Annotated in this window: 24 protein-coding genes and 1 pseudogene; 8 read left to right on the plus strand and 17 right to left on the minus strand. The window is 45.6% G+C overall.

All coding sequences use genetic code 11. The features are described from left to right. Positions 1–81: 81 nt before the first annotated feature. Genes CHH60_RS18615 through CHH60_RS18635 form a run of 5 tightly spaced genes read right to left on the minus strand, consistent with a single transcriptional unit; the run spans position 82 to position 6,009 of the window. Positions 82–984 carry an ROK family protein gene (locus tag CHH60_RS18615; protein WP_095360562.1) on the minus strand — a complete coding sequence of 301 codons (903 nt, stop codon included), beginning with the start codon at positions 982–984 and terminating at the stop codon, positions 82–84. A gap of 19 nt (positions 985–1,003) precedes the next feature. Next, on the minus strand, positions 1,004–2,479 hold the full coding sequence (locus CHH60_RS18620) for a glycoside hydrolase family 32 protein (protein ID WP_095360563.1): 1,476 nt from the start codon (positions 2,477–2,479) through the stop codon (positions 1,004–1,006). A gap of 33 nt (positions 2,480–2,512) precedes the next feature. Beyond that, on the minus strand, positions 2,513–4,120 hold the full coding sequence (locus CHH60_RS18625; RefSeq protein ID WP_095360564.1) for an ABC transporter substrate-binding protein: 1,608 nt from the start codon (positions 4,118–4,120) through the stop codon (positions 2,513–2,515). A gap of 56 nt (positions 4,121–4,176) precedes the next feature. Continuing rightward, the gene (locus CHH60_RS18630) at positions 4,177–5,058 is read right to left on the minus strand and encodes a carbohydrate ABC transporter permease (protein ID WP_095360565.1); all 882 of its coding nucleotides are present in this window, start codon (positions 5,056–5,058) and stop codon (positions 4,177–4,179) included. A 15-nt stretch (positions 5,059–5,073) separates the two neighbouring features. Then, a complete protein-coding gene (locus CHH60_RS18635; RefSeq protein ID WP_176476141.1) occupies positions 5,074–6,009 on the minus strand; it encodes an ABC transporter permease in 936 nt (311 codons plus the stop codon). A 465-nt stretch (positions 6,010–6,474) separates the two neighbouring features. Between CHH60_RS18635 and CHH60_RS18640 the strand changes: the two genes are divergently transcribed. Beyond that, the gene (locus tag CHH60_RS18640) at positions 6,475–7,542 is read left to right on the plus strand and encodes a LacI family DNA-binding transcriptional regulator (RefSeq protein ID WP_095360566.1); all 1,068 of its coding nucleotides are present in this window, start codon (positions 6,475–6,477) and stop codon (positions 7,540–7,542) included. Between the two features lie 217 nt (positions 7,543–7,759). Here CHH60_RS18640 and CHH60_RS18645 read toward each other — a convergent pair whose 3' ends face one another. The 4 genes from CHH60_RS18645 to CHH60_RS18660 all read right to left on the minus strand — a co-directional run bounded on the left by CHH60_RS18645 (position 7,760) and on the right by CHH60_RS18660 (position 11,301). After that, positions 7,760–8,206, minus strand: a complete 447-nt coding sequence (locus CHH60_RS18645; protein WP_095360567.1) for a DUF1569 domain-containing protein — start codon at positions 8,204–8,206, stop codon at positions 7,760–7,762. A 174-nt stretch (positions 8,207–8,380) separates the two neighbouring features. Further along, positions 8,381–9,559 carry an MFS transporter gene (locus CHH60_RS18650; protein WP_095360568.1) on the minus strand — a complete coding sequence of 393 codons (1,179 nt, stop codon included), beginning with the start codon at positions 9,557–9,559 and terminating at the stop codon, positions 8,381–8,383. Between the two features lie 22 nt (positions 9,560–9,581). Further along, positions 9,582–10,400, minus strand: a complete 819-nt coding sequence (locus tag CHH60_RS18655; RefSeq protein WP_095360838.1) for a MerR family transcriptional regulator — start codon at positions 10,398–10,400, stop codon at positions 9,582–9,584. 184 nt (positions 10,401–10,584) lie between these two features. After that, a complete protein-coding gene (locus tag CHH60_RS18660) occupies positions 10,585–11,301 on the minus strand; it encodes a class I SAM-dependent methyltransferase (protein WP_095360569.1) in 717 nt (238 codons plus the stop codon). 320 nt (positions 11,302–11,621) lie between these two features. On the opposite strand from CHH60_RS18660, the gene CHH60_RS18665 reads away from it, so the two are divergent. After that, on the plus strand, positions 11,622–11,864 hold the full coding sequence (locus CHH60_RS18665) for a (4Fe-4S)-binding protein (RefSeq protein ID WP_095360570.1): 243 nt from the start codon (positions 11,622–11,624) through the stop codon (positions 11,862–11,864). Between the two features lie 2 nt (positions 11,865–11,866). Beyond that, positions 11,867–12,145 carry a GNAT family N-acetyltransferase gene (locus CHH60_RS18670; RefSeq protein WP_095360571.1) on the plus strand — a complete coding sequence of 93 codons (279 nt, stop codon included), beginning with the start codon at positions 11,867–11,869 and terminating at the stop codon, positions 12,143–12,145. 327 nt (positions 12,146–12,472) lie between these two features. Here the strand turns inward: CHH60_RS18670 and CHH60_RS30610 are convergent, their stop codons facing one another. The 3 genes and pseudogenes from CHH60_RS30610 to CHH60_RS18680 form a co-directional block, all read right to left on the minus strand. Then, the gene (locus CHH60_RS30610) at positions 12,473–12,694 is read right to left on the minus strand and encodes a DapH/DapD/GlmU-related protein (protein WP_437126865.1); all 222 of its coding nucleotides are present in this window, start codon (positions 12,692–12,694) and stop codon (positions 12,473–12,475) included. A 228-nt stretch (positions 12,695–12,922) separates the two neighbouring features. After that, a pseudogene (locus tag CHH60_RS30615) lies at positions 12,923–13,102 on the minus strand (maltose acetyltransferase domain-containing protein); the annotation flags it as partial. 71 nt (positions 13,103–13,173) lie between these two features. Beyond that, positions 13,174–14,550 carry an MATE family efflux transporter gene (locus CHH60_RS18680; RefSeq protein WP_255248001.1) on the minus strand — a complete coding sequence of 459 codons (1,377 nt, stop codon included), beginning with the start codon at positions 14,548–14,550 and terminating at the stop codon, positions 13,174–13,176. Between the two features lie 120 nt (positions 14,551–14,670). Here CHH60_RS18680 and CHH60_RS18685 point away from each other — a divergent pair, with 120 nt between their 5' ends. Next, a complete protein-coding gene (locus CHH60_RS18685) occupies positions 14,671–15,549 on the plus strand; it encodes an AraC family transcriptional regulator (RefSeq protein ID WP_095360573.1) in 879 nt (292 codons plus the stop codon). A gap of 140 nt (positions 15,550–15,689) precedes the next feature. Here the strand turns inward: CHH60_RS18685 and CHH60_RS18690 are convergent, their stop codons facing one another. Further along, on the minus strand, positions 15,690–16,163 hold the full coding sequence (locus tag CHH60_RS18690) for an HIT family protein (RefSeq protein ID WP_095360574.1): 474 nt from the start codon (positions 16,161–16,163) through the stop codon (positions 15,690–15,692). Positions 16,164–16,480: 317 nt separating this feature from the next. Here CHH60_RS18690 and CHH60_RS18695 point away from each other — a divergent pair, with 317 nt between their 5' ends. Beyond that, complete coding sequence (locus tag CHH60_RS18695; RefSeq protein WP_095360575.1) at positions 16,481–16,732, plus strand: hypothetical protein; 252 nt, start codon at positions 16,481–16,483, stop codon at positions 16,730–16,732. A gap of 372 nt (positions 16,733–17,104) precedes the next feature. On the opposite strand, the gene CHH60_RS18700 is transcribed toward CHH60_RS18695, so the two are convergent. Together CHH60_RS18700 and CHH60_RS18705 are read right to left on the minus strand one after the other, a co-directional pair. Next, positions 17,105–17,353: a hypothetical protein gene (locus CHH60_RS18700; RefSeq protein ID WP_095360576.1), complete on the minus strand. Its 249-nt coding sequence runs from the start codon at positions 17,351–17,353 to the stop codon at positions 17,105–17,107. A gap of 234 nt (positions 17,354–17,587) precedes the next feature. Then, positions 17,588–18,730 (minus strand): M23 family metallopeptidase, encoded by a 1,143-nt coding sequence (locus CHH60_RS18705; protein WP_095360577.1) that lies wholly within the window; start codon positions 18,728–18,730, stop codon positions 17,588–17,590. 251 nt (positions 18,731–18,981) lie between these two features. Here CHH60_RS18705 and CHH60_RS18710 point away from each other — a divergent pair, with 251 nt between their 5' ends. After that, positions 18,982–19,743 (plus strand): response regulator transcription factor, encoded by a 762-nt coding sequence (locus CHH60_RS18710; protein WP_095360578.1) that lies wholly within the window; start codon positions 18,982–18,984, stop codon positions 19,741–19,743. Beyond that, a complete protein-coding gene (locus tag CHH60_RS18715) occupies positions 19,740–21,506 on the plus strand; it encodes a sensor histidine kinase (RefSeq protein WP_095360579.1) in 1,767 nt (588 codons plus the stop codon). Before CHH60_RS18710 ends, CHH60_RS18715 begins: the two co-directional genes overlap by 4 nt. Positions 21,507–21,595: 89 nt before the next feature. Here the strand turns inward: CHH60_RS18715 and CHH60_RS30100 are convergent, their stop codons facing one another. Then, positions 21,596–21,787, minus strand: a complete 192-nt coding sequence (locus CHH60_RS30100; RefSeq protein WP_217989999.1) for a hypothetical protein — start codon at positions 21,785–21,787, stop codon at positions 21,596–21,598. A gap of 181 nt (positions 21,788–21,968) precedes the next feature. Between CHH60_RS30100 and thrS the strand changes: the two genes are divergently transcribed. After that, positions 21,969–23,900 carry a threonine--tRNA ligase gene (gene thrS, locus CHH60_RS18720; protein WP_095360580.1) on the plus strand — a complete coding sequence of 644 codons (1,932 nt, stop codon included), beginning with the start codon at positions 21,969–21,971 and terminating at the stop codon, positions 23,898–23,900. Positions 23,901–24,009: 109 nt separating this feature from the next. Here the strand turns inward: thrS and CHH60_RS18725 are convergent, their stop codons facing one another. Beyond that, a complete protein-coding gene (locus CHH60_RS18725) occupies positions 24,010–24,876 on the minus strand; it encodes an SDR family oxidoreductase (RefSeq protein WP_095360581.1) in 867 nt (288 codons plus the stop codon). Between the last annotated feature and the right edge of the window lie 101 nt (positions 24,877–24,977).

Consider the following 24,977-nt stretch of genomic DNA (forward strand, 5'->3'; position numbering starts at 1 on the left):
ACAAAGAAAGGACGTGCATTCCCTTAAACAACTGAATCAGTCTTTTAAGCGATTTGCTCCGTCCTTCCTCGAACATGTGGATTACAATGATACCGCTGAATCAGTCTTGACTTGATTAAGTGCTTCGATGCCTAAGGCAAGCGCACCGTATAAACCCGCGTGCTGTCCCAATCCTGGTGGAACAATATATTGGTCGATGTGCTGCAGCAATTCAGGCACATTCACATAACCATGGAGATTGTGTACAACCTGTTCCCGAATCATGGGAAACAGATGCATTTGCTGCATGACACCACCGCCCAAAATGATCTTCTGCGGTGAATGCAGCAGGATGGACGTCGTAACGGATTCGGCAATATAAAAGGATTCGATCTCCCATGCCAGATGGTCGGTCGGCAGCTCGCTGCCGGGTGTCTGCCAGCGGGCTTCGATAGCTGGACCTGCAGCCAGACCCTCCAGGCAATCCCCATGATACTTGCATAAGCCGGCAAAGTGATCCTGCGGATGCCGCCTCGTTCGGATGTGTCCACCCTCTGGATGCAGCAATCCGTGTATTCTTTTTCCTCCAGCAATAATTCCAACGCCAACACCTGTGCCAATCGTATAATACACACAGTTGTCCAAGCCCTGCGCAGCTCCCCATGTGACTTCCCCCAGAGCAGCAGCATTCACATCCGTATCCCACCCGAAGGGAACAGGGAATTCACGCTTCAAGATTCCCACCACATTGCAGTTTTCCCATTCGGACTTCGGAGTTGTGGTAATGTAACCGTAAGTAAGGCTATCCGGCTTCAGATCGATCGGACCAAAGGAACCAATGCCGATAGCCATCACCCCTTTATCTCTGAAATAGTCGCTCACCTTGGCGAGTGTAATCTCGGGATGTTCCGTCGGAAAACTGCACCATTCTTCCATATGACCTTGTTCGTTGCCTATTCCGCATACAAACTTCGTTCCGCCCGCTTCGATCGCACCTATACGCATCTACCTGCCCTCCTTCTCTTTATTTCTCATGGGCTTCCACCTTAACAGGAGACAATTCGTAGATGTGAAGAGCAGAGAAGACCATATCTTCCTGATCGGCATCAACCGTAATTCGCGCAGCCTCTGCATCCGGATAGATCAGGTCGGTAATAACGGCCTGACCGTCACTCGCAAATACCTCAACCGAAGAAGAATCCACATAGATACGCAAATGTTGACCCCCGCCCTGAACACTTGCTGTGTGACGGCCCAGGAAATGCTCATGGAAATCAACGATGCCTGATCGACTGCGATCGACGTACACCTCACGCTGATTCGCGTCTACACCAACGAGCGTTTGATGACTGGCGCTGCTTCTCAAGGTAAATTGAACGGATTGCTCCGTTTCCCATTGCGCATCGACTTCATAGCTCACCAGCTGCAGCTTGCTAAGATGTTTCCTCGCCTCTTGGACAGAAACGTTGTGCAAGGTCAATATCGGTTTCCGGGCTTGCTCCATCTCACGGGCTGGACGCTGAACTAATGTGACTTTACCTTCTATCGTTGCCAAAGTAAGCTCCCGAGCAATCGTCATCGCGCCGCGATAACCTTCGGTTGGCGTTTGGTTGGCATACATCCAGTTGCTCATCCAGCCCATAAACAGGCGTCTGCCATCTTCAGCCGGAATGTCTGACCAACTGACTCCTGCGTAGTTGTCCCGCCCATGGTCAATCCAGCGAACCGTGCGGGAAGCTTCATCCGGAACAAACGTCGACCCATCAAAATCTCCGATAAAGTACTGCGTTCGCGAGCCTTCCTTGAACGCAGGATCTGCACCAATGCTGACAAGCATGACCCACTTTTCATGCCCATGGTCCCCATCCACCGCCAGCGGGAAGAGATCAGGACATTCCCACACGCCGTCATGTGAACCGATGCCTGTGCCGAATTCACTGCCGAGTGTCCAATCTTTCAGATTGGGAGAGCGGTACAAGCATACTGTCTGACCACAGGCAATGATCATCACCCATTCCTTGCTCTGGTCGTGCCAGAACACCTTGGGATCACGGAAATCGACATAAAACTCATGCTCCAGTACCGGATTGCCCTCATATTTGTTCCATGTGCGGCCATTGTCCTTGCTGTACGCAATGCTCTGCCGCTGAATCGGGTGATCGTTCGGCACTTCCAGGTGATGCGTGAATATCGCCACCAGTCCTGGTTCCTCATCAAAGAAGCCGGAAGTATTATTCCAATCCACCACAGCACTACCCGAAAAGATCATGCCGTGTTCATCCGGCGCCATAGCCACAGGAAGCTCTTCCCAGGTGAACAGATCCTTGGTCACGGCATGCCCCCAATGCATCGGTCCCCACGTGGTACCAAACGGGTGATGTTGATAGAACAGGTGATACTCGCCTTTGAAATACACCATCCCATTGGGATCATTCATCCACTTCTCGTTCGGCGAGAAATGATAAGCACCTCGGTAATCGGTTGTTGAAATGGTAGACATGTAGGTTCTCTCCTTTGAAATACACTGTTATTTTTATTTCGTATTGCGGTCATATCCCGCTTGTTTGATCTGAAGCCATTCCTGCAGTCCAAGACGATCCAGCTCTTTCAAATAGGCATCCCATTCCTGCTCGATTTTCCCGTTTTGATACCATTCCGTGCGCATGCGCAGTACATAGGCGAACAGGTCGGTTTCAATGGTAGACAGTCGGTCGAGCTCATCAATGGAGAAAAATACGCTCGGATAGACGTTTTCCGCTTTCATATGCGGAACCATGACCCGATCCAGAAGCTCCATGCGCCATGCAGCATCTTCCGGTTTGGTCGTGTATTTGTCGTAGTAACTGTCTAGAATCGCCAGTGGTCCGGCTATGCTTGTTTTTTGTCTAAGTTCAACAGGCGCAGCCCCTTCCAGCGGTAAATGCTTCAACATGCCTTTGGCTTCATCGAATTCAAAAATATTTTGCTGCGTTTCATCCCCGTACGTTCCCCAGTTGTTTTGGATCGATTGGAGCGGATCGTACAGCTGGTCTACCCACTTCGCTGTGGATTCCAGATTTTTATTGCTGCTCGTGATAACCATACGTCCTCTATCGAGTCCGATCCCATTGGTTCTCGTAACATTTCTCTCTCCATCCGGACCGGCAAGCGGAGGCAAAACATCATACGTGTCATTCATTCCCGTAATGTTGGCCTTATCCCATGTGAAATACATGCCGTATTTATGGTCCTTGCCTTTGGCCAGATACGTATTCCAATCCTGCTGATAGGCTTCCACATCCACAAGACCTTCCTGGACAAGCTCATGGATATATTTCACAGCTTCCTTGTACCCTTCATCCGCTGCCGTAAAGACGACCTTCCCCTCGTTCGTTACCACGGTATGGTCCCAGTTCTCCCCAAGTCCGAATGCGGCAAAGAGAAATGTCAGATCTTCTCCGCCCGGCTTGTTGATGAACGACAACGGAATTTCATCCGCTTTTCCATTTCCATTGGGATCTTGCGTTTTGAAGGCGATCAGCACTTCCTTCAATTCCTCGGTCGTCGTCGGCATCTTCAGTCCGAGTTTATTCAGCCATTCCACATTGATCCAAGGCAGATTATCCACCGCTTGTATCCGCTGCTTGCCGCTTCCCAGCTCCTCGATCCATGGGAAAGAGTAAATATGTCCATCCGGTGCCGTGATCATGCTCTTGTATTCGGGAGCTTCCTCCAGCACCTTTTGTAAATTGGGCATGTATTGTTCGATCAAGTCTTCGAGCGGGATGATGGCCCCGTCCTTGGCCAGTTTCAGAAGATCATAATCTCCGTAACCTGCGTCAAAGATGGCATCGGGCAACTCCCCGCTGGCTACCGCCAGATTTCTCTTTTCGGCAAACACATCACTCGTATAGTTCTTCCAGTTGATATGCACATTGGTCTTTTCCTCAAGTCGCTTGTTAATCAGTTTCTCGTTCGGATCGGCCGGAGCCAGCGGCGAGCTCTGCGTGATAAAGTTCAGTGTAACTTTCCCGTCGGGAGACTGGGCTTCACTGGCTGCGCCGCCCCCTCCTCCACCACAGGCCGTGAGCAGAAGTACAGCAGACAACATGGAAAGGGATACCGATGTAATGCCTCTTTTGGACTTTTTCACTTTTTTCATGACGTGACCTCCACTTTATATTGTTGGATCTGACTTAAGATATCTCAGGCTGTTCACTATTTGAGTGAACCTACCATGACACCCTTTTCGAAATACTTCTGAAAGAACGGATACATGATAATCAGCGGTAGACTCGAAATGACAATCGCAGAATACTTAATCATCTCGGATAGCCGTTTGAGCTCCGCCATGGCAAGCTGATCACTGATCATGCCCGGGGCAGCCTGATTCTGGATCAGAATGGAACGCAGAACGAGCTGTAAGGGATGAAGATTGGGATTATCCAAATAAATCATGGCATCAAAATAGGAATTCCACTGCCCAACGAACGCGTACAGCGCAAGGACAAAAATGATCGGTTTGGATAGCGGAATGACAATCTGAAAGAAAATCTTCTTATCGGAAGCACCGTCCACGTTCGCAGCTTCTTTCAGCTCCCTGGGTACGCCTTTGAAAAAAGTTCTGGAGAGAATGATGTTCCATACGTTAACCGCTCCCGGAATGATGATCGCCCATATGGTATCCAGCATGCCGAGATTACGCACCAGCAGATAGGTCGGAATGAGGCCACCACCGAAGAACATCGTAATGATAAACATAACCATGAAAAATCCTCTTCCCGCCAGCCTTTCCTCAGACAAGGCATAACCTGCACAGATGGAAACCGCCACAGTCACGAAGGCAAACGAAACCGAGTACAGCACCGCATTCGCGAAGCCTCGAATCATGGCTGGATTGGACAGAATCATCTGATAACCATCCAGACTCCAGTCGGATACGTTGAAGGACAGGCCCTGATTAAGCAGTACGGTTGGATCCATAAAGGAAGCGATAACAATATAAATGAGAGGAACGACCACAACCAGTACAGCACAGGTGAGAAAGATGGCGTTCAGTGCGAGGATCAGACGATCCAGCCCCGTCGGTTTGATAGTCATGAGTGGTACTCCTTTCTAGTAAAGGCCTTCGCCTTCGTTTAATTTCTTCACAATCAGATTCACGGTGACGAGCAGGATGACGTTAATGATGGAGTTAAACAACCCTACGGCCGCAGAATAGGCGTAATCACCGGACTGTAATCCGACCTTGTACACATAGGTGGCAATAATTTCGGATGACGGCAGGTTCATGGATGTCTGCATCAGATATGCCTTTTCGAATCCGATTGACATAATACCGCCAGCTGCAAGGATAAACACAATAGCCATAATCGGGCGGATGGTCGGAAGGTCAATGTGACGAATACGTTGAAGAAGATTGGCTCCATCCAGATTAGCTGCATTGTGAAGCTCTGGATCGACATTAGCCAAAGCCGCAACGTAAATGATTGAAGCCCAGCCTGCCCCCGTCCAGATATCGGACAAGATGTAGATCCAGCGGAAATATTCGGGTTCGGACATAAACATGATCGGCTGACCTGTAATCCATGTGGTCAATTGATTGATGGGACCCGTCGGCGATAAGAAGATGAACAGCATGCCCACAACAACGACAACGGATATAAAATTCGGCGCATACAGAAACAATTGAATGTTCTTCTTCACTCCAGCCTGGCGCACCTGATTCAGCATGAGAGCCAGCAAAATAGGCACCGGGAAGCTGAATATCAATCCGAAAAAGCTGAGCTTAAGCGTATTCATAAAAATCACATCAAAATTGGGTGAAGCCAAAAACTTCTCGAAATGTTTCAAGCCCACCCACTCACTGCCCATAATCCCCTTGATCGGACTGAAGTCCTTGAATGCGATGATGGCTCCATACATCGGAATGTATTTGAAGATCAGTGTCAGGATTAGAGCTGGCGCAAGCAATACATACAGGAAATAATTCTTTTTGAGCTGCTGTAATGGATGAAAAATGGAACTCCTCTCTTTGAGGCTCTTCCCCATCCTCTTATTGGTGTTTACTGTGTTATCCAACATACGACCCCCGTTCATCATTAAAGTTTACAATTGCTCATAGTAAGGGCTTTCAATATTTACAATTGCTTATTTGATATTTTACAATTTATCAGGATATGTATCATGTAGTCAATACAAAATGTGAAAAATAATTGTGCATTTGCTTCACTTTTTTATGCATAACTCTGTTCTAATTGTAGATTCAACGGAATGAATATCCAAAAAAAGCCCGTTATATAACGTATTTCATCCTGTAACAAAGGTTTCTGCATTGGTTGTGTACGATGTAAACTTAAATGACGAATAAATCAAGAATGCGAAATACGAAATTGACAAAAACAATTATAAATTGTGCATTTGTAAATTTACAATTGCTATTTGCTTCGATATATTATACATTTGACTTAGAAAACACTTGGGACGATCAATTGACCAATAGAGGTGAGGCACGACATGGCAAAAGAGAAAGTAACGATACAGGATATCGCAGATGCTTTGGGCATCTCCCGAAATACGGCTTCCAAAGCACTGAATGATAGCGGAAACATCCCGGAAGAAACACGGAGTCGGGTGATTAAGAAAGCCATTGAATTAAGATATAAACAATTTGCTTATATGGAAAGTGAGCATGTTCTGAGCAAAACGCCGGGCAATATCGCCCTGTTAACAGAGAACCTGCCTAATACGTCTCATTTTGGATCGCTGCTAATTAGCGGTTTGGAGAAAAGAATTAGTGCTGAGGGCTATAATCTGTCCATTCATATCGTTCGTGAAGTTGATGAAGAAGCCCTTACCCTACCTAACAATTTTGATATTTCCAAAGTGGACGGCATCATCTGCATCGAGTTATTCAACCTGGAATATACCCGCCTCATCACAGAGCTCGGAATTCCGACGGTCTTTATCGATTGTGCAGCCAACATCTGTTATCCGGATTTCCATGCGGATCTGCTGCTTATGGAGAATGAACATAGCACGTATCAGTTAACCAAAAAATTAATTGATAGCGGCTACAAAAGTATCGGATTCGCAGGAGATTACAATCACTGTAAAAGCTTCAACGAACGATGGACTGGATATCACCGGGCGATGTTGGAATCGGGATTGCAGGTCGATCTAGCCCACTGCATTACAGACAATGATAAGCTGTTCTTCTCCAAACCTGGTTGGATAAGGGAACGAGTAGCTGGACTGGAGTCGTTCCCTTCCGCATATGTGTGTGCCAATGACTTCATTGCGGTAGATCTAATCAGAGCTTTTAAATTAAGAGAGGTAACGGTTCCGCAGGATATTGTGGTATGTGGATTCGATAACGCACCTGAATCAAGAATTATTGAACCTCCGTTAACGACGGTTCATATTTATAGTAACGAGATGGGGATTAAGGCAGCCGAAATGCTGTTATCCCGAATGGACAACCCCGAACAGCCTTATCAGGTCTCGCATATTGTGACTGCGCCCATTATCAGAGAGTCAACACCTGGCATCATGCCAGCCGAGCCGACTCTTGTCAGAAAATAAGATGGAGAAATGTACCATAGTCGAGTTAAAATGCACCTGATGGCGTTCTTTGAGCGAGTAAGTTGGAACCAAAAAGAAGTGGACACCCATCAGATGGGTGACCACTTCTTTTTATTTTCTAACTAACCTCTTCTAGCTGCCTCCGGTCATCCTATTCCAATATCTTATCCCTAGTTGGCTCGTCAAACTACCAGCGCTCAGCCCTTTTCCTTATTTCTCAAACGCCAAATTGCTTCAGATGATGGTCCAAGTGCTTGTAGATTCCTTTGCCCCATTCCTCGGAAGTCAGTCTTCCAAAAAAAGGATGGGGAAATGCGCCATTTTTGAGACCTTCACGTTGTATCGTCAATATATTTTGTTTGAGCTTTTCTTTTTCTACTTCAAACTCTCTTGTATCCACAATCATCATGCTTGGAATCGTAGACATATTGCGGGGAAGTGGCTTGTCATTATAAAAAATGGGTTTTGCAAACTTTCCGACCAGTATGCCTAGCAAGCTTCTTGAGGAACGGGCTTTTCCCGTTGCTATGTCTTGAAATGAAGAGCAATGAGCAAGCATTTGAGCAGCATTCATACGCCCCCACCCAGGTTGAACATCTTGGTTTAATTGATCAATGCGTCCCAAGATTTCTTTTGCAGCCGATAGATCAAAAATTGTTTTCACTAAGACATAAGCCTCCTAACCTTTACAAGAAAAGAATTCACAATGAAATATTACCATATTATTCAAGTGGAATGTGGATTAAACCAGCCTACCCTTTAATGATTAAAACAGCCAATCACAATGATCGGCTGCTTCCTATTGTTATTGAGCTATCGCGGAAGTCCAGTTCTTCTCTTATTTAGTCACCATAGGCGTCTCCGCCTTACTACTGTTCGCTCTATTAAACAGTAAGATAGCCAGAAGTAAAGCTATGCCGACAGCAGCAAATCCCAACCAGTTCAGATACAGGACAGACGTACTGCGAATGACGAGACCGCCTACAGCAGATCCCAGTGCAAAACCAAATTGAATGAATGACGTATTTACGCTAAGAGCAATGTCTGGATTTCGAGGCGCTAGAGTAACTAAGTATAGCTGCTGGGCTGGGGAGATACTCCATGTTGATAGCATAAAAATCATCAAAATCAAGATGAATGCCAGGAGATGGACACCCGCTAGGGCGAACATAAGGAGCGTGACCCCCTGTAACAAAAGCCCGAGAAGAATGGTGAATTTGGTGCCCTTGGCATCTGCCAAATGTCCACCTACTCTTGATCCTACAAAGCTGCAAATACCTGCAAAAAATAGAACAGCACTAATCTCGGTCATGGTAAGAGAGGATGTCTCTTGCAAGAATGGCGTAATATAAGTAAATAGTGTGGCGTAACCGCCGACATACAACAATGTCACTATCAAAGACATCAGAATAGTCGGGTTTTTGAGAATAGAGAGCTGCATACCAAGGGTAACCTTTTCTTCTTCTTTGATGGCTGGAACCATTTTATAGATAACTAGTAATGGAAGAATACTTAATACACCAATTAGAATAAACAAGACTCTCCAGCCGAACATCTCACTAAAAAATGTGCCTATAGGGACACCGAGCACTAACGCGCTGCTAAGCCCCATCAAAATGATACCGATGGCATTGCCCCTTTTTCCCTTCTCAACCAGTCGAGTCGCTACGGCCATGGCGACAACGGTAGCCATACCTCCACTAGCTCCCTGGATTACACGGATCCATAACAATGTCTCATAAGCAAGATCTGCAAACATGAGTCCGTTGCTGACAATAAATACACCGAGGGTTGTCATCAGTAATTTTTTGCGATCTGCATTGATCGTAAGTGTGATCAATATCGGGGAGACAATGGCCGCAGCGAGAGCAAACACCGTGACTAGTAGCCCGGCTTCGGAAGTAGATACCCCTAGGTCCATGGCCATCATCTCAATGACTCCCGTAATAATATATTCAACGGTCCCGATCAAAAAAACAGCCAGTGCCAGGACATAGATAATGCCTTTATTTTTCATTTCACGTCACTCCACCTTCTCATTAACTATTTCGTATTGGAATTTGTATCTCAATCAATTTTGCATCTCGTTCCGGAGATAACGGTAAATACAGTTCCCTGCCCGGTTCGCTTTCCTTGATCTGATAGTTATTATTTTCGATCCATTTCGCTAAATGCACACAGGCCGCACCATCAAATTTGGAATCGGAATGAAAAGCCATTGTGGCCATCATCGGTTCAGGAGGAATTATTCGCAGCTGAAATGGCTCTGGAGAGGATTGAAGCTCACAGGTTAAAAAATATCCCACTTCAAACTCAAACTCATCTTCTTTTCCGTCGACGTCTTTCCACAACACAACCTGAGGGCCTTGAATCTGCTGCCGCAATTCGGTTGTTACTAACAGATCGAATTGACGAAATAATTCTGGTATGTCATCTTCTCTTCCGTATGCTTTTTGATAAAGGAAGGTTTGAGCAGCTTCTGCTTTGATTCGGATGTCTTGACCCGTTTCGAATTGCCCCTCCCTTTCGATGAGCTGCATGCGCTCTTCAATCCTGACAAGTTTCGCTTGTTCCGTATCAATGATTTGCTGGATTTCGCTTCTTTTCAGCCTAAACATGCCTTGAATGTTCTCCAATGTGATATCTTCCTGGAGCAGCTGTGTAATCTGAGGTAATGTAAAACCCAACTCCTTATACATCAAAATCCGGTTGAGCTCCAGAAGCTGATCTGCGGAATAGTAACGATATCCCGTATGGTGATCTACTTTTCTTGGCTTGAGTATGCCAATCTGGTCGTAATAACGCAGGGTTTTAAGAGAGACCTTGCTTAACCTGGAAAATGCACTGATTTTAAACAACATATCATCTCCAATCGATAACTTAAGGTGAGTATACAGTTTCCTGTGCAGGGGAAAGTCAAGGAAGTGAATGCATTTTTTATTTTAGTCGAACAAAAGCAGCCGATCATGTTGATCAGCTGCTTTGTCATGTAAAAGGCGCTATCCTTTTTAGCGATCACTATAATTGTGCTTTTCAATAACTCTATTTTACACAATGAAAAATAAAAGATCGACTTTCAGCATTTGCGTATTTAAATTCCCAGTCCCCATATGTTTCAATTTTAGAAAAACCGGCTTGTCTCAGTGACTCATCCAATTCTCCTTGCTTTCGAAATCGTATCTGCATTTTTTCATGAACAAGGACTTCATTTGTTTTTGTATTTTTCACAGTTTCATAGAACGTATAAACATCTTGCTCAAACCCCTCATATTCTGTATAGATTTCAAGAGGATCTCCACTTAGCCTGTCTTCGGCTACATCAGGACTCATATCCTTCTCCCACTCTTCCCACACTTTTACCAGAGGATTTCTTGTATCAAAAATAAAGTGACCGCCAACTTTCAGAGATCGGAATACGTCTGAGATCACTTGTTCCCAACTATCATCTGTAAGAAATACCTGTGCAACATTGGCAGTCATAATAACCGCGTCATACGTATTGGTTTGTAAATTGGAGCTGTCTCCTACAATCCAGTTCACATGGCCTGAATCATCCTTACTTCTCGCCAGTTCAATCGCTTCTTCATGGGGATCGATGGCTGTGATTGTATATCCGTTTTGAGCAAGATGTGTAGTCCACCTTCCTGTTCCACAGCCTAAGTCCGCTATAGACTCCACGTTCAAGCTCTTTAGCAATGCAAGGAAAAATTCATCATCTTTTCCCCAAAGGTTAATCTGGTCATATACTAATGGAATCATAAATATTGTTTCCCACTTTCTATATCGTTTTGTGCGATGAATCTGGATATGACATAAGTATAAACAGATATTCCTGAAATGGTTCATTTTATCTGCCCGTTAGATGAATAATAGCAACCAATCACAAGGAATGCACGGAAACATTAGGAGATTCTTCACGTTGACTTATCCCTATTTCCTCATTATAATTCGGACATCGAGAGCCAAGCCAAAAATTGCTGGCCACGGTTGCCAATGCCATGCCCCGGTTCAGAAGGTTCGCTTTCGAAGTATAAATCTTGTCTATAAACAAACTCAAAAGTGAAAGATGTGAATGAACGATGAGTAAACAGAAGCTGTACTACGGTAAAGATATCGAAGTAATGTTTGATTCCGAGGTATGCATTCATTCCGGTATTTGCGTAAAGGGCCTCCCTGGTGTATTTGATTTGAGCAAACGTCCTTGGGTAAATCCCGATGGCGATACTTCAGAGGCCATTGCCCGGCATATTGACACATGTCCAAGTGGAGCATTGACGTATAAACGTCTGGACGATGAATATCTAACAAGGAAAGAGGGATGAACATGCATCATGTAGAACATGAACCTGCTAATAAAAGATTTCTTATTCAAGATAATGGTGACATTGCTGCGGTAATGACATATGTAATCTCAAGTCCAGAGCTGTACATTATTGATCACACGTTGGTTGAAAATGCTTACCGGGGACAAGGGCTTGGCGACAAGCTGCTCAAAGCTATGGTGGAATACGCACGGGAAAACGGTATTAAGATTTTACCTTTATGCCCGTTTGCTAAGGGACGTTTCGACCGCATCCCTGAATATGCGGATGTTCTCAATTAATAACCATTGATGACCATATTATGAGAAAAGAGCCAGAGAGTACGAGATCTCTTCGTCCCCTCTGGCTCTTTTGCATTAATTGCTCCTGTCATTTTGGTGGGCATCTTCATGAAAGTAATGTTCAAATTGTTTTTTCATTCTATTTGCTACCACGTGGGTGGAACGCGAATGCACAATGGCTGATATGACAAAATACAGAGAGACTATTGTAATAATAAAATAAATGGTAACCAACGGAAAACTCCTCTCTAATAGTTGGATGTTCGAAAATCCTCTGGTTCTATATGGCTTTTAGATAAGCCGTAATCTAAACGATTGTCCACTCTTTTACCATTCAACTTGATCAAAACGCATATCTTTATAGTAGAACTCTTTATCATGATCCGTAATCTTACGCAGAACTTTGCATGGATTCCCAACAGCAATTACATTCGCAGGAATATCCTTGGTTACTACACTCCCAGCACCGATGACACTCCCTTTACCAATCGTGACTCCTGGTACAATAATCGCTCCGCTCCCGACCCACACCCCATCCTCAATGACCACGGGTAATGCAAACATCCCGCCTTCTTTGCGCTTTTCTGGGTGTACAGGATGATTCGTTACAGCAATCGTAACATTCGGGCCAAACATGACATCATTACCAATCGTAACTTTGTAGTCATCAACCACCGTTAGATTGAAGTTAATATACACATTATTTCCTACAGTCGTATTGGAACCGTACGACATGCGAATGGGAGGCTCCAACCATACATGTTCTCCGATACTTCCAAATAGTTGTTTCATTAACATTTTGCGCTTTACAACATCATCCGGATGCAATTGATTAATTTCATAGCATATCGCCTTACCACGCTGGCGTGCTTTTGCCAACTCCTCAGCCTCTTTCGGATAATTAGCATCATCATCGGTGAATAATTGCTTGCTGGCCATTCGTTCTTGAATATTCATACTATATTCTCCTTTATACTTGCGTTAGATTTATTAAAGTAACCTTGCGAACCTCTCCGTTTTGATCAGGTTTAGGCAAAGTTTCTGGTTAGATTATTCAGCCACTTATACTGTCGGTATCGCATTAAAGCAATGGGTAGTTTAATGATCTCGTCTAAGCTGATGAAGGTATACAGTAGAATCGGCGGTACATGCCACACAAATGCACTTAGGTAACTAAGCGGCAGAATGATGAACCACATGACAACGGTGTCACACCAAAATCCAAATTTGGAATCACCACCAGCCGTGAATATACCCGCTATCGTTGTAGAGTTTATTGATTTGGCTATACAATAATACGCACTAATGTACAGCATGCCATCTAGGTAACTCTGAGCAGTTGCATTCAAATTCGCAACGGAATATACCAACGGTTTAATGAGCAGAATCATGCAGCCGGCAATCACTCCAAACCATAAAGCATAAAAACACATTTTGTTGCCAGCATATTTTGCTTTCTCCAATTCACCTTGTCCCAAATACTTCCCAACAAGTACAGAGCCCCCAGTAGCGATGCCTCCACAGAGAACCACTGCCAGATTTTTAACGACAGACGCTATTGAATTTGCGGCTACCAGATCGGAGTTCACATGGCCTATTATTGCAGCAGTAGCGGTAAGTGCCCCTCCCCAGACCATATAATTCCCCTGCACAGGCAGCGTATACTCCAAGAAATCCTTTAATAGATTTCGTTGAATGCTATCCCGTACGGGTAATCGAAAACGAATGGGTCCTTTGATGATGGAGTGAAGTATGCAGCAGGTTAGTTCAACAACCCTCGCTAATACAGTGGCAAGCGCTACCGCAGATATGGCCACTTCGGGTCTGGATGGGAATAATACAAAAATGCAAATGGCATTGAGCAAAATGTTTAAAATCAAACCTAAGGAACTAATCCACGCACTAAGTTTTGCATTCTCCATACTTCGAATCACACTGAGATACATCTGTGATATTCCCATCACAAGATAAGAAAAGGAATTCATTTGTAAAAACCTTGAGCCGTATTGAATCAGTTCGGCATCATTGGTGAATAAACGCATAAGTGTATCTGGCAGAAAGAAGGAAGATAAGAAAAACAATATGGAGACACCAAAGGAAAACATACAGGCGATGCTCAAAATGCGCTGTATGGTCGAAGTATCTTTCTTCCCCCAGTATTGCGCAGTGAGGATACTAGCTCCCGCTGACATCCCCATATAAAACAAGGATAATGCAAAAGTAATTTGCCCTGCGAGTGATACAGCTGACATTGCAGATTGACTGATCATCCCCAGCATAAGTACATCAACAGATATTACGGTTGCTGATATTAAATTTTGTAACGCAATGGGAATGACGAGCGTCATTAACTCCCGATTAAAATCACGATTGCCAGATCCCAGATGTTGAATGCGGTTTCTCACCTATATCCTGTCCTCTCGGCTGATTTCACAATATAAGGATAGGATAATATCGTTGTTGTATCCATCAATATTGGCTATAATTTTATAAAAATCGTATATTTTCAAAGGACGGTCTCTTTGATGACAAATTTAGAGGTGTTTTCTGATTTATCCGAACGTTTGGATTATAACCTTCCTGATCTACCGCTCTATGTCCGGAAGGGAAGCCTACATCAATTTAACAATTATGCAGCAGTAGCGCACTGGCATGTGGACATCGAGTTTATCTATGTATTGCAAGGATCGATGGATTTCTCTGTTAATGGAACTATTACTCGATTGCATCAAGGTGATGGACTTTTTGTGAACAGCCAGCGTTTGCATTACGGTTATTCTCTTGCAGACCAAAACGATTGTTTATTTCTTGTCGTCGTCATTCATCCCTCTATCCTTGGCGAGAAGACTTCATATATTCAATCCTACTGGGGAGAAAAGTTTGGTTTGACGATGGCTGATTTTCTAGTCCTTACAGATCAGGTGGATTGGCAACGAAGCATATTACGGTCCATTCAAGAAATCTATCAAGAAATGCATAAAACACACACTCCTCTCAATCCGCTTCGTCTGGCATCGCAAGCTTTATCTTTGTGTGCAACGATAGGGGATCATTTACAACCAAGCACTGGGCAACCTGGAGTATTGATGCATGTTCAAGAAATGACACGTTTCATTCATCAAAACTATGATCAAAAAATAACGCTTGAGGAGATCGCATCTGCAGGAGCCATTTGCAGAAGTCGGTGCTGTACATTGTTTAACAAGTATGTAGGTCAGACACCCAACAATTATGTCACTCAATATCGCCTTCAAAAAAGTTGCGAAATGTTAAAAGAGACACAACGATCTATAAGTGAAATTGCACTTGCCTGCGGTTTTCAAAGTGCTAGTTATTTTTCATCGATTTTCCGGAAACAGATGGGGGTAGTTCCGCAACATTATCGAAAACAAGCTAATGAATAACCACCCCAATGTGAATCAGGTAAATAAAAAACACTCAAAATGATACGAATGTAATGACGGGATCGAAGATACAGAAACAGCACCGTATCCTCCGTTTAAGAAGAACATGGTGCTGTATAACCGCTTGAAGACTCATGAGCTTAGATGTTTTCCTTTATCCAAGAACGCAGCTTATCAGCATAGAAAGAGCGCTCTACTGGATCGGACTGTGAACCCTTCGACAGATAAAGCTGATCATTCCTATATCTAGGGTAAACATGGAGATGATAATGCCACACGTCTTGATTGCCAGCTGGTTCATTGTGCTGCCTTGTAGAAATCCCTTCACATCCATACGTACTTTTCATCGCAAGTGCTGTAAGCTGAGCCGCGCGGTGAATTTCAACAGCGTAATCCGCAGGTAGCTCATAGATGTTCTCGAAATGTTGATTGGGCACCACAAGAACATGTCCTTTATTGTTGGGCCACCATTTGCCCGCTATAAATGCCGTTACCTTTTCATTCTGATAGATAATATCCCTTTGTTTTGTTCCCTGGTCAGGTCTTTCGATGCCCCAAATACAGCAAAATGGACATTCGTACCCTTCGGGCTTGTGTGAAAATAATGCTGTCATCTCTATATCGCATCCCCTCTTCTATTTTTCCAATCAACTAATAGACACTGGCAACTTCAGGCTCGACCACTTTCCATGATCCAATTCCGGGAGGACATATCCCTCCGTAATGTCTTCGTACAAGCTTAGAATACTTCATGTACGTCTCATAGAAATGTAGGTTTCCAAAAAACGTACTATATTTACTCCTAAAATCAAAATATAGTAATATACCCATATCATGATAAATATAAGGAGTGGAAACTATACTAAAAAGTAAGTCTGTGAGCATATTTACTATTGTTTGTTTTGTCCTTATCATGGGAGGTTGTAGCTTCATGTCTCATTCTCGAGAAGAAGCTCAAGCCATTAACAAGGCTATGAATGCAGGAGAAATGTATTTTAAAGAAAAATACGACCTCAACGTTGAATTTACACGTCACAAATTTAATCCGCCCGATCTTGGTACGGACATTGGGCTTTATGGATATTTGAAAGGAGATACGGATACCGAGGTGTTTCTCCTCATTAACTATGAGACGCTCGAAGTCGTCACTGTGGGAGTTCCCAAAGAACTAATTAAAAGATAGGAGATAACTGAGCCATGTTCTTGAGGCTCTTTCTAATATTTATCCAAGAGACCCCCTTCTTTTTTTCCAAAAAAGTCAAATATCCAAAAACAAAAGTATAGTCTTGCTAAGCTACTCTGCCTGTTAGTTGAACAAAAGCAGCTAATCACACCGTGTCAGCTGCTTTCAATGTCGTATTAAGCTAACTTTACCCGATACTTAAATCCTCGGTTGTTGAAACCACACTAATCATCCAACTTTCGATGTTGAATGATGTATTCGTTTCCATTCCATTATATCCCTGCTTGTTAGTTCAATATGAGACGGCAGCTGAGCTTAAGTCAACTACCGTTGTGCTGATTGAACATTCGTTACCCGTTAACATAATGGGCACTATTTTTTTATATCTTCATTAATCTTTTGTTTATATAAAATTATGGCAAGAGGCAAATTAATCATTCCAAGAGTGAAAGAAGACACCATAGATATCCATTGAGGTATTGTAAGATAATAATTCGGTTTTCCATCTCCTACTGGTCCTACTTTGGGTTGGTAGCTATCCCACCATTCATATAAGAAACCAACAACAGGTGCTAGTATGCAAACTACACTTGCAGCGATATGTAACACATACCTATTCAACCCTAATCCCTCCGCTTCATCTATTTATGTCTAGAACCCTCTTTACATTATATGTAATCTAAAAGTTGGAAGTCGCACTAACCTGTACGTTTGATTAACATAAAGACAGCCGGCGCATTAGCCGGCTGCCTGCATGAATTATATGTTTCAAGCTAAGATCACGATTCCATAAGCTCTATTTTTTTAATCAGAGATGGACCCCCATCCACTTCTCCTACGAAGAAATAGACCCAGCTATTCAGGTAGGCCCTGGAACGTTTTCCCGCGTGTCAGTACCTGGCTCTGATCTGCCCAACGGATCTGAACTGAACGGGAAGTGAACAGATCTGGTCCGTCTGAGACTTGAAAATGCAGATGCGCTTCACTGGAGTTACCGGAATTACCAAGCTGCCCGATGAGATCTCCCTGCTTGACTTTATCCCCTGTCTTTACGGCTGCACTCCCCTCCTTGAGATGTGCGGTGATGCTGTATTCCCCATTTCCATGATCGATGACGACAACATTCCCTGCCGGCTCTTCAGCATTCATCACGCCTGGCGTGTTATCCGGAATGTCATTTTTGACTTCAACAACCGTCCCATCTGCAGCTGCATAGAGCGGCTCACCAAAAGCATAATAGTTTTCATTCACAGCGGCCTCCCCTTGATAACTTGAATCTTCCTTTGTGCGAATAATGTCCAGTGCGTAACGCTGCGTTTCATGCGCATAATGATAATTGGACATCACATCATTTCCTCCCCAGAACACGAACCATTCCCCCTTCATAGGAAACTGAAATTCGGTCTTGGTAAATGTCTTGTCTGTCTCCTCATACGTTTCAAGTGGCTGGATTAACAGCCCGTCAATCTGATGATCTTCGGCAAAATAGGCCTGTATTCCTCTGGTCCCCGTCTGATCCTTCCAGGAATGCTCCATCAGGTTGTTCATTTTGACTTTCGTAACCTGTTCCCAGGAAGTGACTCCCTCTGTGAAGCTGTCCACAGACGTCTTAAACTCTTCCAGCGATATCGTTTCCTTGAGTTCCGGGCTCATTTGATTATAAATGTCCTCCTTCGAACCATTCATCAATGTATCTATGAAATGTTCAGGTGTAATCATCACATCCTCCTCTGCTGAGTTCGTCTCATCTTTATTGGTGTTTTCTGCGGCTGGCGACGCACTGGAAGTCTGTTCTGCTGACGGCCGTTCCCTCTGGTCAGATGATTCTGTAGTGCCGCAGGCAGACAAAAGTACACACGCACCAAGTGCTGCGGCAAACAGTTTCCAGCTCTTATGACTTCTCCATAAGTCTTTTTGCACAGCATAACCTGCTTTCATCCGTTCCTTTTGAATGAACATTTTGGCCCGCTTCCTGTTTCCCATATGAATTCTATTCACTTCCCCGCACCCCTTCTGTAGAACGATTTCTTTCCAATCCAGTGTACAAAACCAATCTTATCCTCCGTCTAACCTCCTCTTACGTCTATCATAACTTTGAGGCATGCTGCTGCTTCATAATTAAGATTCTGTTAAGGTTGCCGGCACGCTGTACGGCCCTTCTGAATGGTATGATAGATCAAATAGACCAACACAGATGAACATAAGGAACCGCTAATATATACATAAAAATAGGGAGGATCTTTTACGTCATGGATAACGTTTCAATCCTGCTTGTTGATGATGAACAGGCGATTTTACATATGTTAAAAACGGTTTTACTCAAGGAGCAATTCGTAGATATTGACACGGTCACCACAGGTGAAGAAGCGATTGCCGCTTGTGAAAAGAAAACCTATCACTGCATCGTGCTGGACGTCATGCTGCCAGGCAGAAGCGGGCTGGAAATTTGTCCTTTTCTGCGCCAATTGACCGATGCACCGATTCTCTTTTTAACTGCCAAAACAACGGATTATGACAAGTTGACCGGCTTCGCGGTTGGGGGAGACGATTATGTTGTTAAACCGTTTAATCCACTTGAAGTGGTCGCACGAATGAAATCACTGCTGAAGCGGTATTTACCCAGACAGACAGAATCAGGTAGACAACTTCCGAATCATGACGTAAGTACGTCACCATCTTCCCCGCAGGAAGGGATCTATGATTACGGACGCTTTCAGTTGAACGAGCACGCCGGTGAACTCAGAGTTGATGGTCAGCTGGTAGGCTGTCCCGCTCTGGTGTATCAGCTGCTGCTCTTTTTCTGCAAACATCCCAATCGCATCTTCACCAAATCCGAATTGTACGAGCGGGTATGGGAATCGGAAGCCATCCGTGACGACAATACGGTCATGGTTCATATTCACCGAATTCGTGAGCGTATTGAAGCCGATCCCTCCAGGCCTGAACTGCTGGTGAATGTCCGTGGATTGGGATATAAGCTCGTTCTGCCCGAGGAGGAGCCCCGAAGATGAGCATCCGTCGCAGATTGATGACACGGTTCATTGGCCTGCTTGCGGGTGCTGTAATTCTGATCCTGGTTCTCGGTGGAAGCATCGCATACTGGGTCATCCAACAATTGAATGAAGCCAGCCTTGTTGAAGATTTTGCCTCTGTCGGACTCGAACAACTGATCAGTACCGCAGAGATTTTGCCGGACGGTACCGTTCAATATGATCCCGCGCTGCTAAAGCGTGTGGAGGAGAACAACGGCTGGCTGCAGGTTCTCGATGAGCAAGGCCGTGTGGTGGATGCCTTTCATACCCCTTCCGATGTCCCGAATCACTATAAACCCGGAGAACTTCTATCCTATTGGGAAGGAAAAAAGCCCTTTCCCTACCAGCTCTATTTACTCATAAGGGAAAGAAAGGGGATCAACTTCACCCTACTGTACGGGGAGAGCAATCAGGTGGTAACACTTTTGGATCAAGTCTACACCAGCGGAAGTTATGCCGACGGCAAGCTGGTACTGCCCACCGAGCAGCAGGATATCCTTCGCTCGGCGGATGCCTATCTTGAGATTTTGGATGAGCAGGGACATGTCCTTACTTCTTTCAACAAACCTGCGATGGGCACGCCGGACAGCTACAGCATTCAGGACCTGATTCTGCGCACACGATACCCCACCAGGTATGGAATAAACACGGTAACCCTTTATGATGAACAGGATCAATCGACCTGGATGCTGAGTGTTCCTCTTCCCAGCAGTCAAGCAGGCATGAACGAGAATCCCTTCGGTTTTATTTTTGGTCCTGCCCTGGCAGCCCTTTTGGTATCCATCATCATCCTGCTTGTGCTGCTTGCATTCTGGTATGCCAATCGCTTCGGTTATCCCATGCTGCATATGCTTCAATGGCTGCAGCGGCTTGAACATGGACACTACGAAGAACCGGCTGGCACCTGGGGCAAGCCACGCAGCCAGAAGCGTAACGGAAAATGGCGTCAAAAATATCGGGTATATGCGGAAGTGCTGCACTCTATCCAGTCGTTGTCGAGCACACTTAAACGTGATGAAGAACTCCGCAGACAGACCGACTCTCTGCGCGAGGAGTGGATTGCTGGAATAACTCATGATCTGAAGACACCTCTGTCATCCATCCAGGGATATGCACACATGCTGGAAGCTGAGAAATACAACTGGACATCCGAGGAAATACGAGAATTTGCGGGTATCATGCTGGATAAATCCATGTACATGGACCGGCTGGTGAACGACCTGTCCATGACATACCGTCTGCGCAGCGGTGGATACCAACCTCCTGTCGAGCAAACAGACGTAAATGCGCTACTTCAAGATCTTGTACATCGTGCCGATCGTAACCCGGCTTATGGAGAAGGCCGTATTACATTCGAACCTGCCACAGTCGCGGTGCATGGTTATGTCCATATCCCGTCCTTCGAACGAATTGTCGATAATCTCACCGCCAACGCCCTGCTGCACAATCCACCAGAGACGAAGCTGACCGTTCGTGTTGAGCCAGGTGAGCAGGACGGCAATTTCATCATTCAATTTGCCGATGATGGCCGCGGAATGGATCAGGAGACGGTATGGAGGCTGTTCGAACGATACTATCGCGGCACGGATACGGCGACATCCGATGTTGGATCAGGCCTCGGCATGGCGGTAACCAAAGGGCTGATTGAGGCCATGAAAGGCCGAATCGACGTTCAATCCCATCTGGACCAGGGAACCACCATACGATTAATATTTGATCGTCATTCGGATAAAGCTAAATAAAACTCCGCTTGACCTTTTGATTTTCAGTATATATAATCGACACTCAATAACACCTGTTCCAATATATTGATATGGATCTCAAGTTCATTTCAATTTAAATAACTTTGCATATTGGCGATGACCAGAGACATGATTTCGTTTGCGTGCTGCCCAGAGAGAGAAGGGATTGGTGAAACCTTCTTCAGCGAACGGAGCGGAATTACCCCTCTGCAGCCGTGACCTCGAACCTCAGCTTGGCGGACTTCCCATGGAAGTACCGTCTGGTTGTCAGTAGAGTTCACCGCCTGATCCCCGATAACGGATCCCAATGAGGGTTATGATGTTTTCTGTTTTGCGGCGGCTGGCCGATGCAGGGGATATTCATAACCAAATTAGGGTGGAACCACGAGCTGAGCGCACTCGTCCCTTTTCCGGGACGGGTGTTTTTTGCGCTTCCATTTCAAACATTGGAGAGTGGTTTGCATGAGTAATCAACAAGGTAACCCTATTGAGATTCGCCTTCAAGGTGGAGCAGTTCGTTCGTACGAGGCAGGCATAAGTGTCGGAGAAGTCGCTTCGTCCATCAGTACTAGCTTGGGTAAACAGGCCATCGGAGGCATTGTGGACGGTGTAAACGTTGATCTGGACATGAAGCTTGAACAGGACTGCGAACTCGTCATTGTTACACTGGACAGCGAGGAAGGACTGTATCGTTATCGTCATAGTACTGCGCATGTGCTCGCCCAGGCCCTCAAGCGTATCTACGGTGCGGAACAAGTCAAGCTGGGGATTGGCCCCGTCATTGAAGATGGCTTTTATTACGATGTGGATCTGGAACATGCTTTGTCCATCAGTGATCTGGCTGCCATTGAGCGGGAAATGAACAAGATTGTGCAGGAAAATGAGAAGATCAGCCGCCGGATAGTTAGCCGTGAGGAAGCCCTTCGCTTGTTCGAAGAAATTCAGGATCCTTATAAGCTTGAGCTGATCCATGATTTGCCGCTGGATGCGGAGCTTTCGATCTATGATCAAGGGGAGTTTTTTGATCTGTGCCGTGGCCCACATCTTCCGTCCACTGGCCGGATCAAAGCCTTCAAGCTGCTGAATGTGGCAGGGGCTTACTGGCGGGGCGATTCGAACAACAAAATGCTGCAGCGAATCTACGGCACTGCCTTTCCAAGCAAAGCCCAGCTGGACGATCACCTGCACATGCTGGAGGAAGCCAAGAAGCGGGATCATCGCAAGCTCGGCAAAGAGCTGGGTTTGTTCATGTTCTCGGAGGAAGCGCCGGGGATGCCCTTCTATCTCCCGAAAGGCATGACGATCCGTACAGAACTGGAGCAATTTTCACGCGAGCTGCAGCTGCAGGAAGGGTATCAGGAGGTTCGAACTCCTCTTATGATGAACAATCGTCTGTGGGAGCAATCCGGTCATTGGGAGCACTATAAGGACAATATGTATTTCTCAGAAGTGGATGACGCTACATTTGCTCTGAAGCCGATGAACTGCCCAGGGCATATGCTGATTTTCAAAAATGCACTTCATTCCTATCGCGAGCTTCCCATTCGCATGATGGAATTTGGCCAGGTTCACCGTCATGAATTCTCGGGTGCGCTGAACGGCATGATGCGGGTACGGACATTTTGTCAGGATGATGCCCATCTCTATGTCATGCCGGAACAGATTGAGGAAGAGATTAACCAGGCGATATCCCTGATCGGACGTATGTACGATATTTTTGGTTTCGAATACACAATTGAGCTATCCACTCGTCCTGAAGACTCCATGGGGTCGGAAGAGCTATGGGATCAGGCGGAACGCGCCCTGCAAAATGTACTGGATCGTCGCGGCGTGAAATACCGCATCAATGAAGGAGATGGAGCCTTTTATGGGCCGAAGATTGACTTCCATATTCTCGATGCACTGAAACGCAGCTGGCAGTGCGGAACAATCCAGCTTGATTTTCAAATGCCGGAGAAATTCGACCTCACTTATGTTGGCGAGGACAGCCTGAAACACCGTCCGGTCGTGATCCATCGTGCCATCTACGGCTCTATCGATCGCTTCATTGGCATTCTGACTGAGCATTATGCGGGTGCGTTTCCACTCTGGCTCGCTCCGGTTCAGGTGAAGCTGCTCCCGGTATCCGATCACTATGCGGATTATGCCATGCAGGTACAGAGTCAATTGCGAGCAGCAGGCATTCGGGTTGAAACAGATCTGCGCAGCGAGAAGCTGGGGTACAAAATTCGTGAAGCTCAGATGGAAAAAGTGCCTTACTCGCTCGTACTCGGGGAAAATGAGAAAAACGCCCTGTCTGCCTCTGTCCGCGCATACGGCCAGGGAGATCAAGGCGTTCAGAGCATTGAATCATTCATCCAGGAAATACACCAAGCTGTGCAAGCAAAAGCCTAAAATGTCTATCATAGCGAGTTAACGCAGATGATATAAGCAGACGAGTGTACTATGATCACCTTTGATCATTTACTGAGATGAAGAACCGATCCTGCACCTCAGCTTGGGCTCATCCCAATTTTTCATCAGGCTTTAGCCCAACCTGCTGTTCGCTCCATGTCCAGAAACGTTCAGTCACAGCATCATCGACAGCATGTGCTTTGAGCTTCTGCTCTTTCTTTTGATAAAAGTAACGTCCTGTAATTTCTGCTACTTCCGGGCTGGTGGCCAAATAAATCGCCGTTTGGGCCCCCTCCTCGGGAGACAGGAAAAAAGGGAGCTTACCGATAAAGGCCATGATGCGTGTACCAAAACCGGTATTACGATCCACGCCGATGCTTGTACCTACTGCACCCGGATGCAGACAATTCACCGTGACTCGGCTATTCGCCACTTTGCGGGACAGCGCACGGGTGAACAGTACGTTGGCCAGCTTGGACTGAGCATAGCTTTTAATCGGGTTATAGCCCTTCTGCAGATGCGGGTCGTCGAAGTGAATCTTGCCTGCTTTGTACGCACCGGATGAAACATTCACGACTCGTCCCTGCTCCGCAGCCTGCAAAGGCTGGATCAAGAGCAATGTGAGCAGAAAATGTCCCAGATGGTTAATTCCGATGCTCTGCTCAAAACCATCCGAGGTCTCCTGTCTTTTCAGCATGACTACGCCGGCATTATTCACCAAAACGTCAAGCGTACTGTAGCGTTCACGGAAGGAGCGGGCAAAATGGCGGATGCTCTGGGTGGAACCCAGATCACACAGGATTAGCTCAATCGCAGTAGAGCCTGACTCGCGCAGGGCCTCTTGCAGAGCCTGCTGTCCGCGCTTCTCGCTGCGGCAGGCCATAATCACCCTATAGCCTTGCCTTGCAAGTTGAATGGTGGTTGCGAGCCCCATGCCGGAATTTGCTCCGGTTACAATGGCTGTTTTCATGGACATCGGATACTTCCCTTCTGAACCCGGGTTCAATGATTGGATGAATGGACAGAATCCTGCCTTCCACGGAAAAGAGGCACTCCGAGTAACAATATGAGATAATG

Source organism: Paenibacillus sp. 7523-1, from assembly GCF_002276415.1.
Classification (GTDB): Bacteria; Bacillota; Bacilli; order Paenibacillales; family Paenibacillaceae; genus Paenibacillus; species Paenibacillus illinoisensis_A.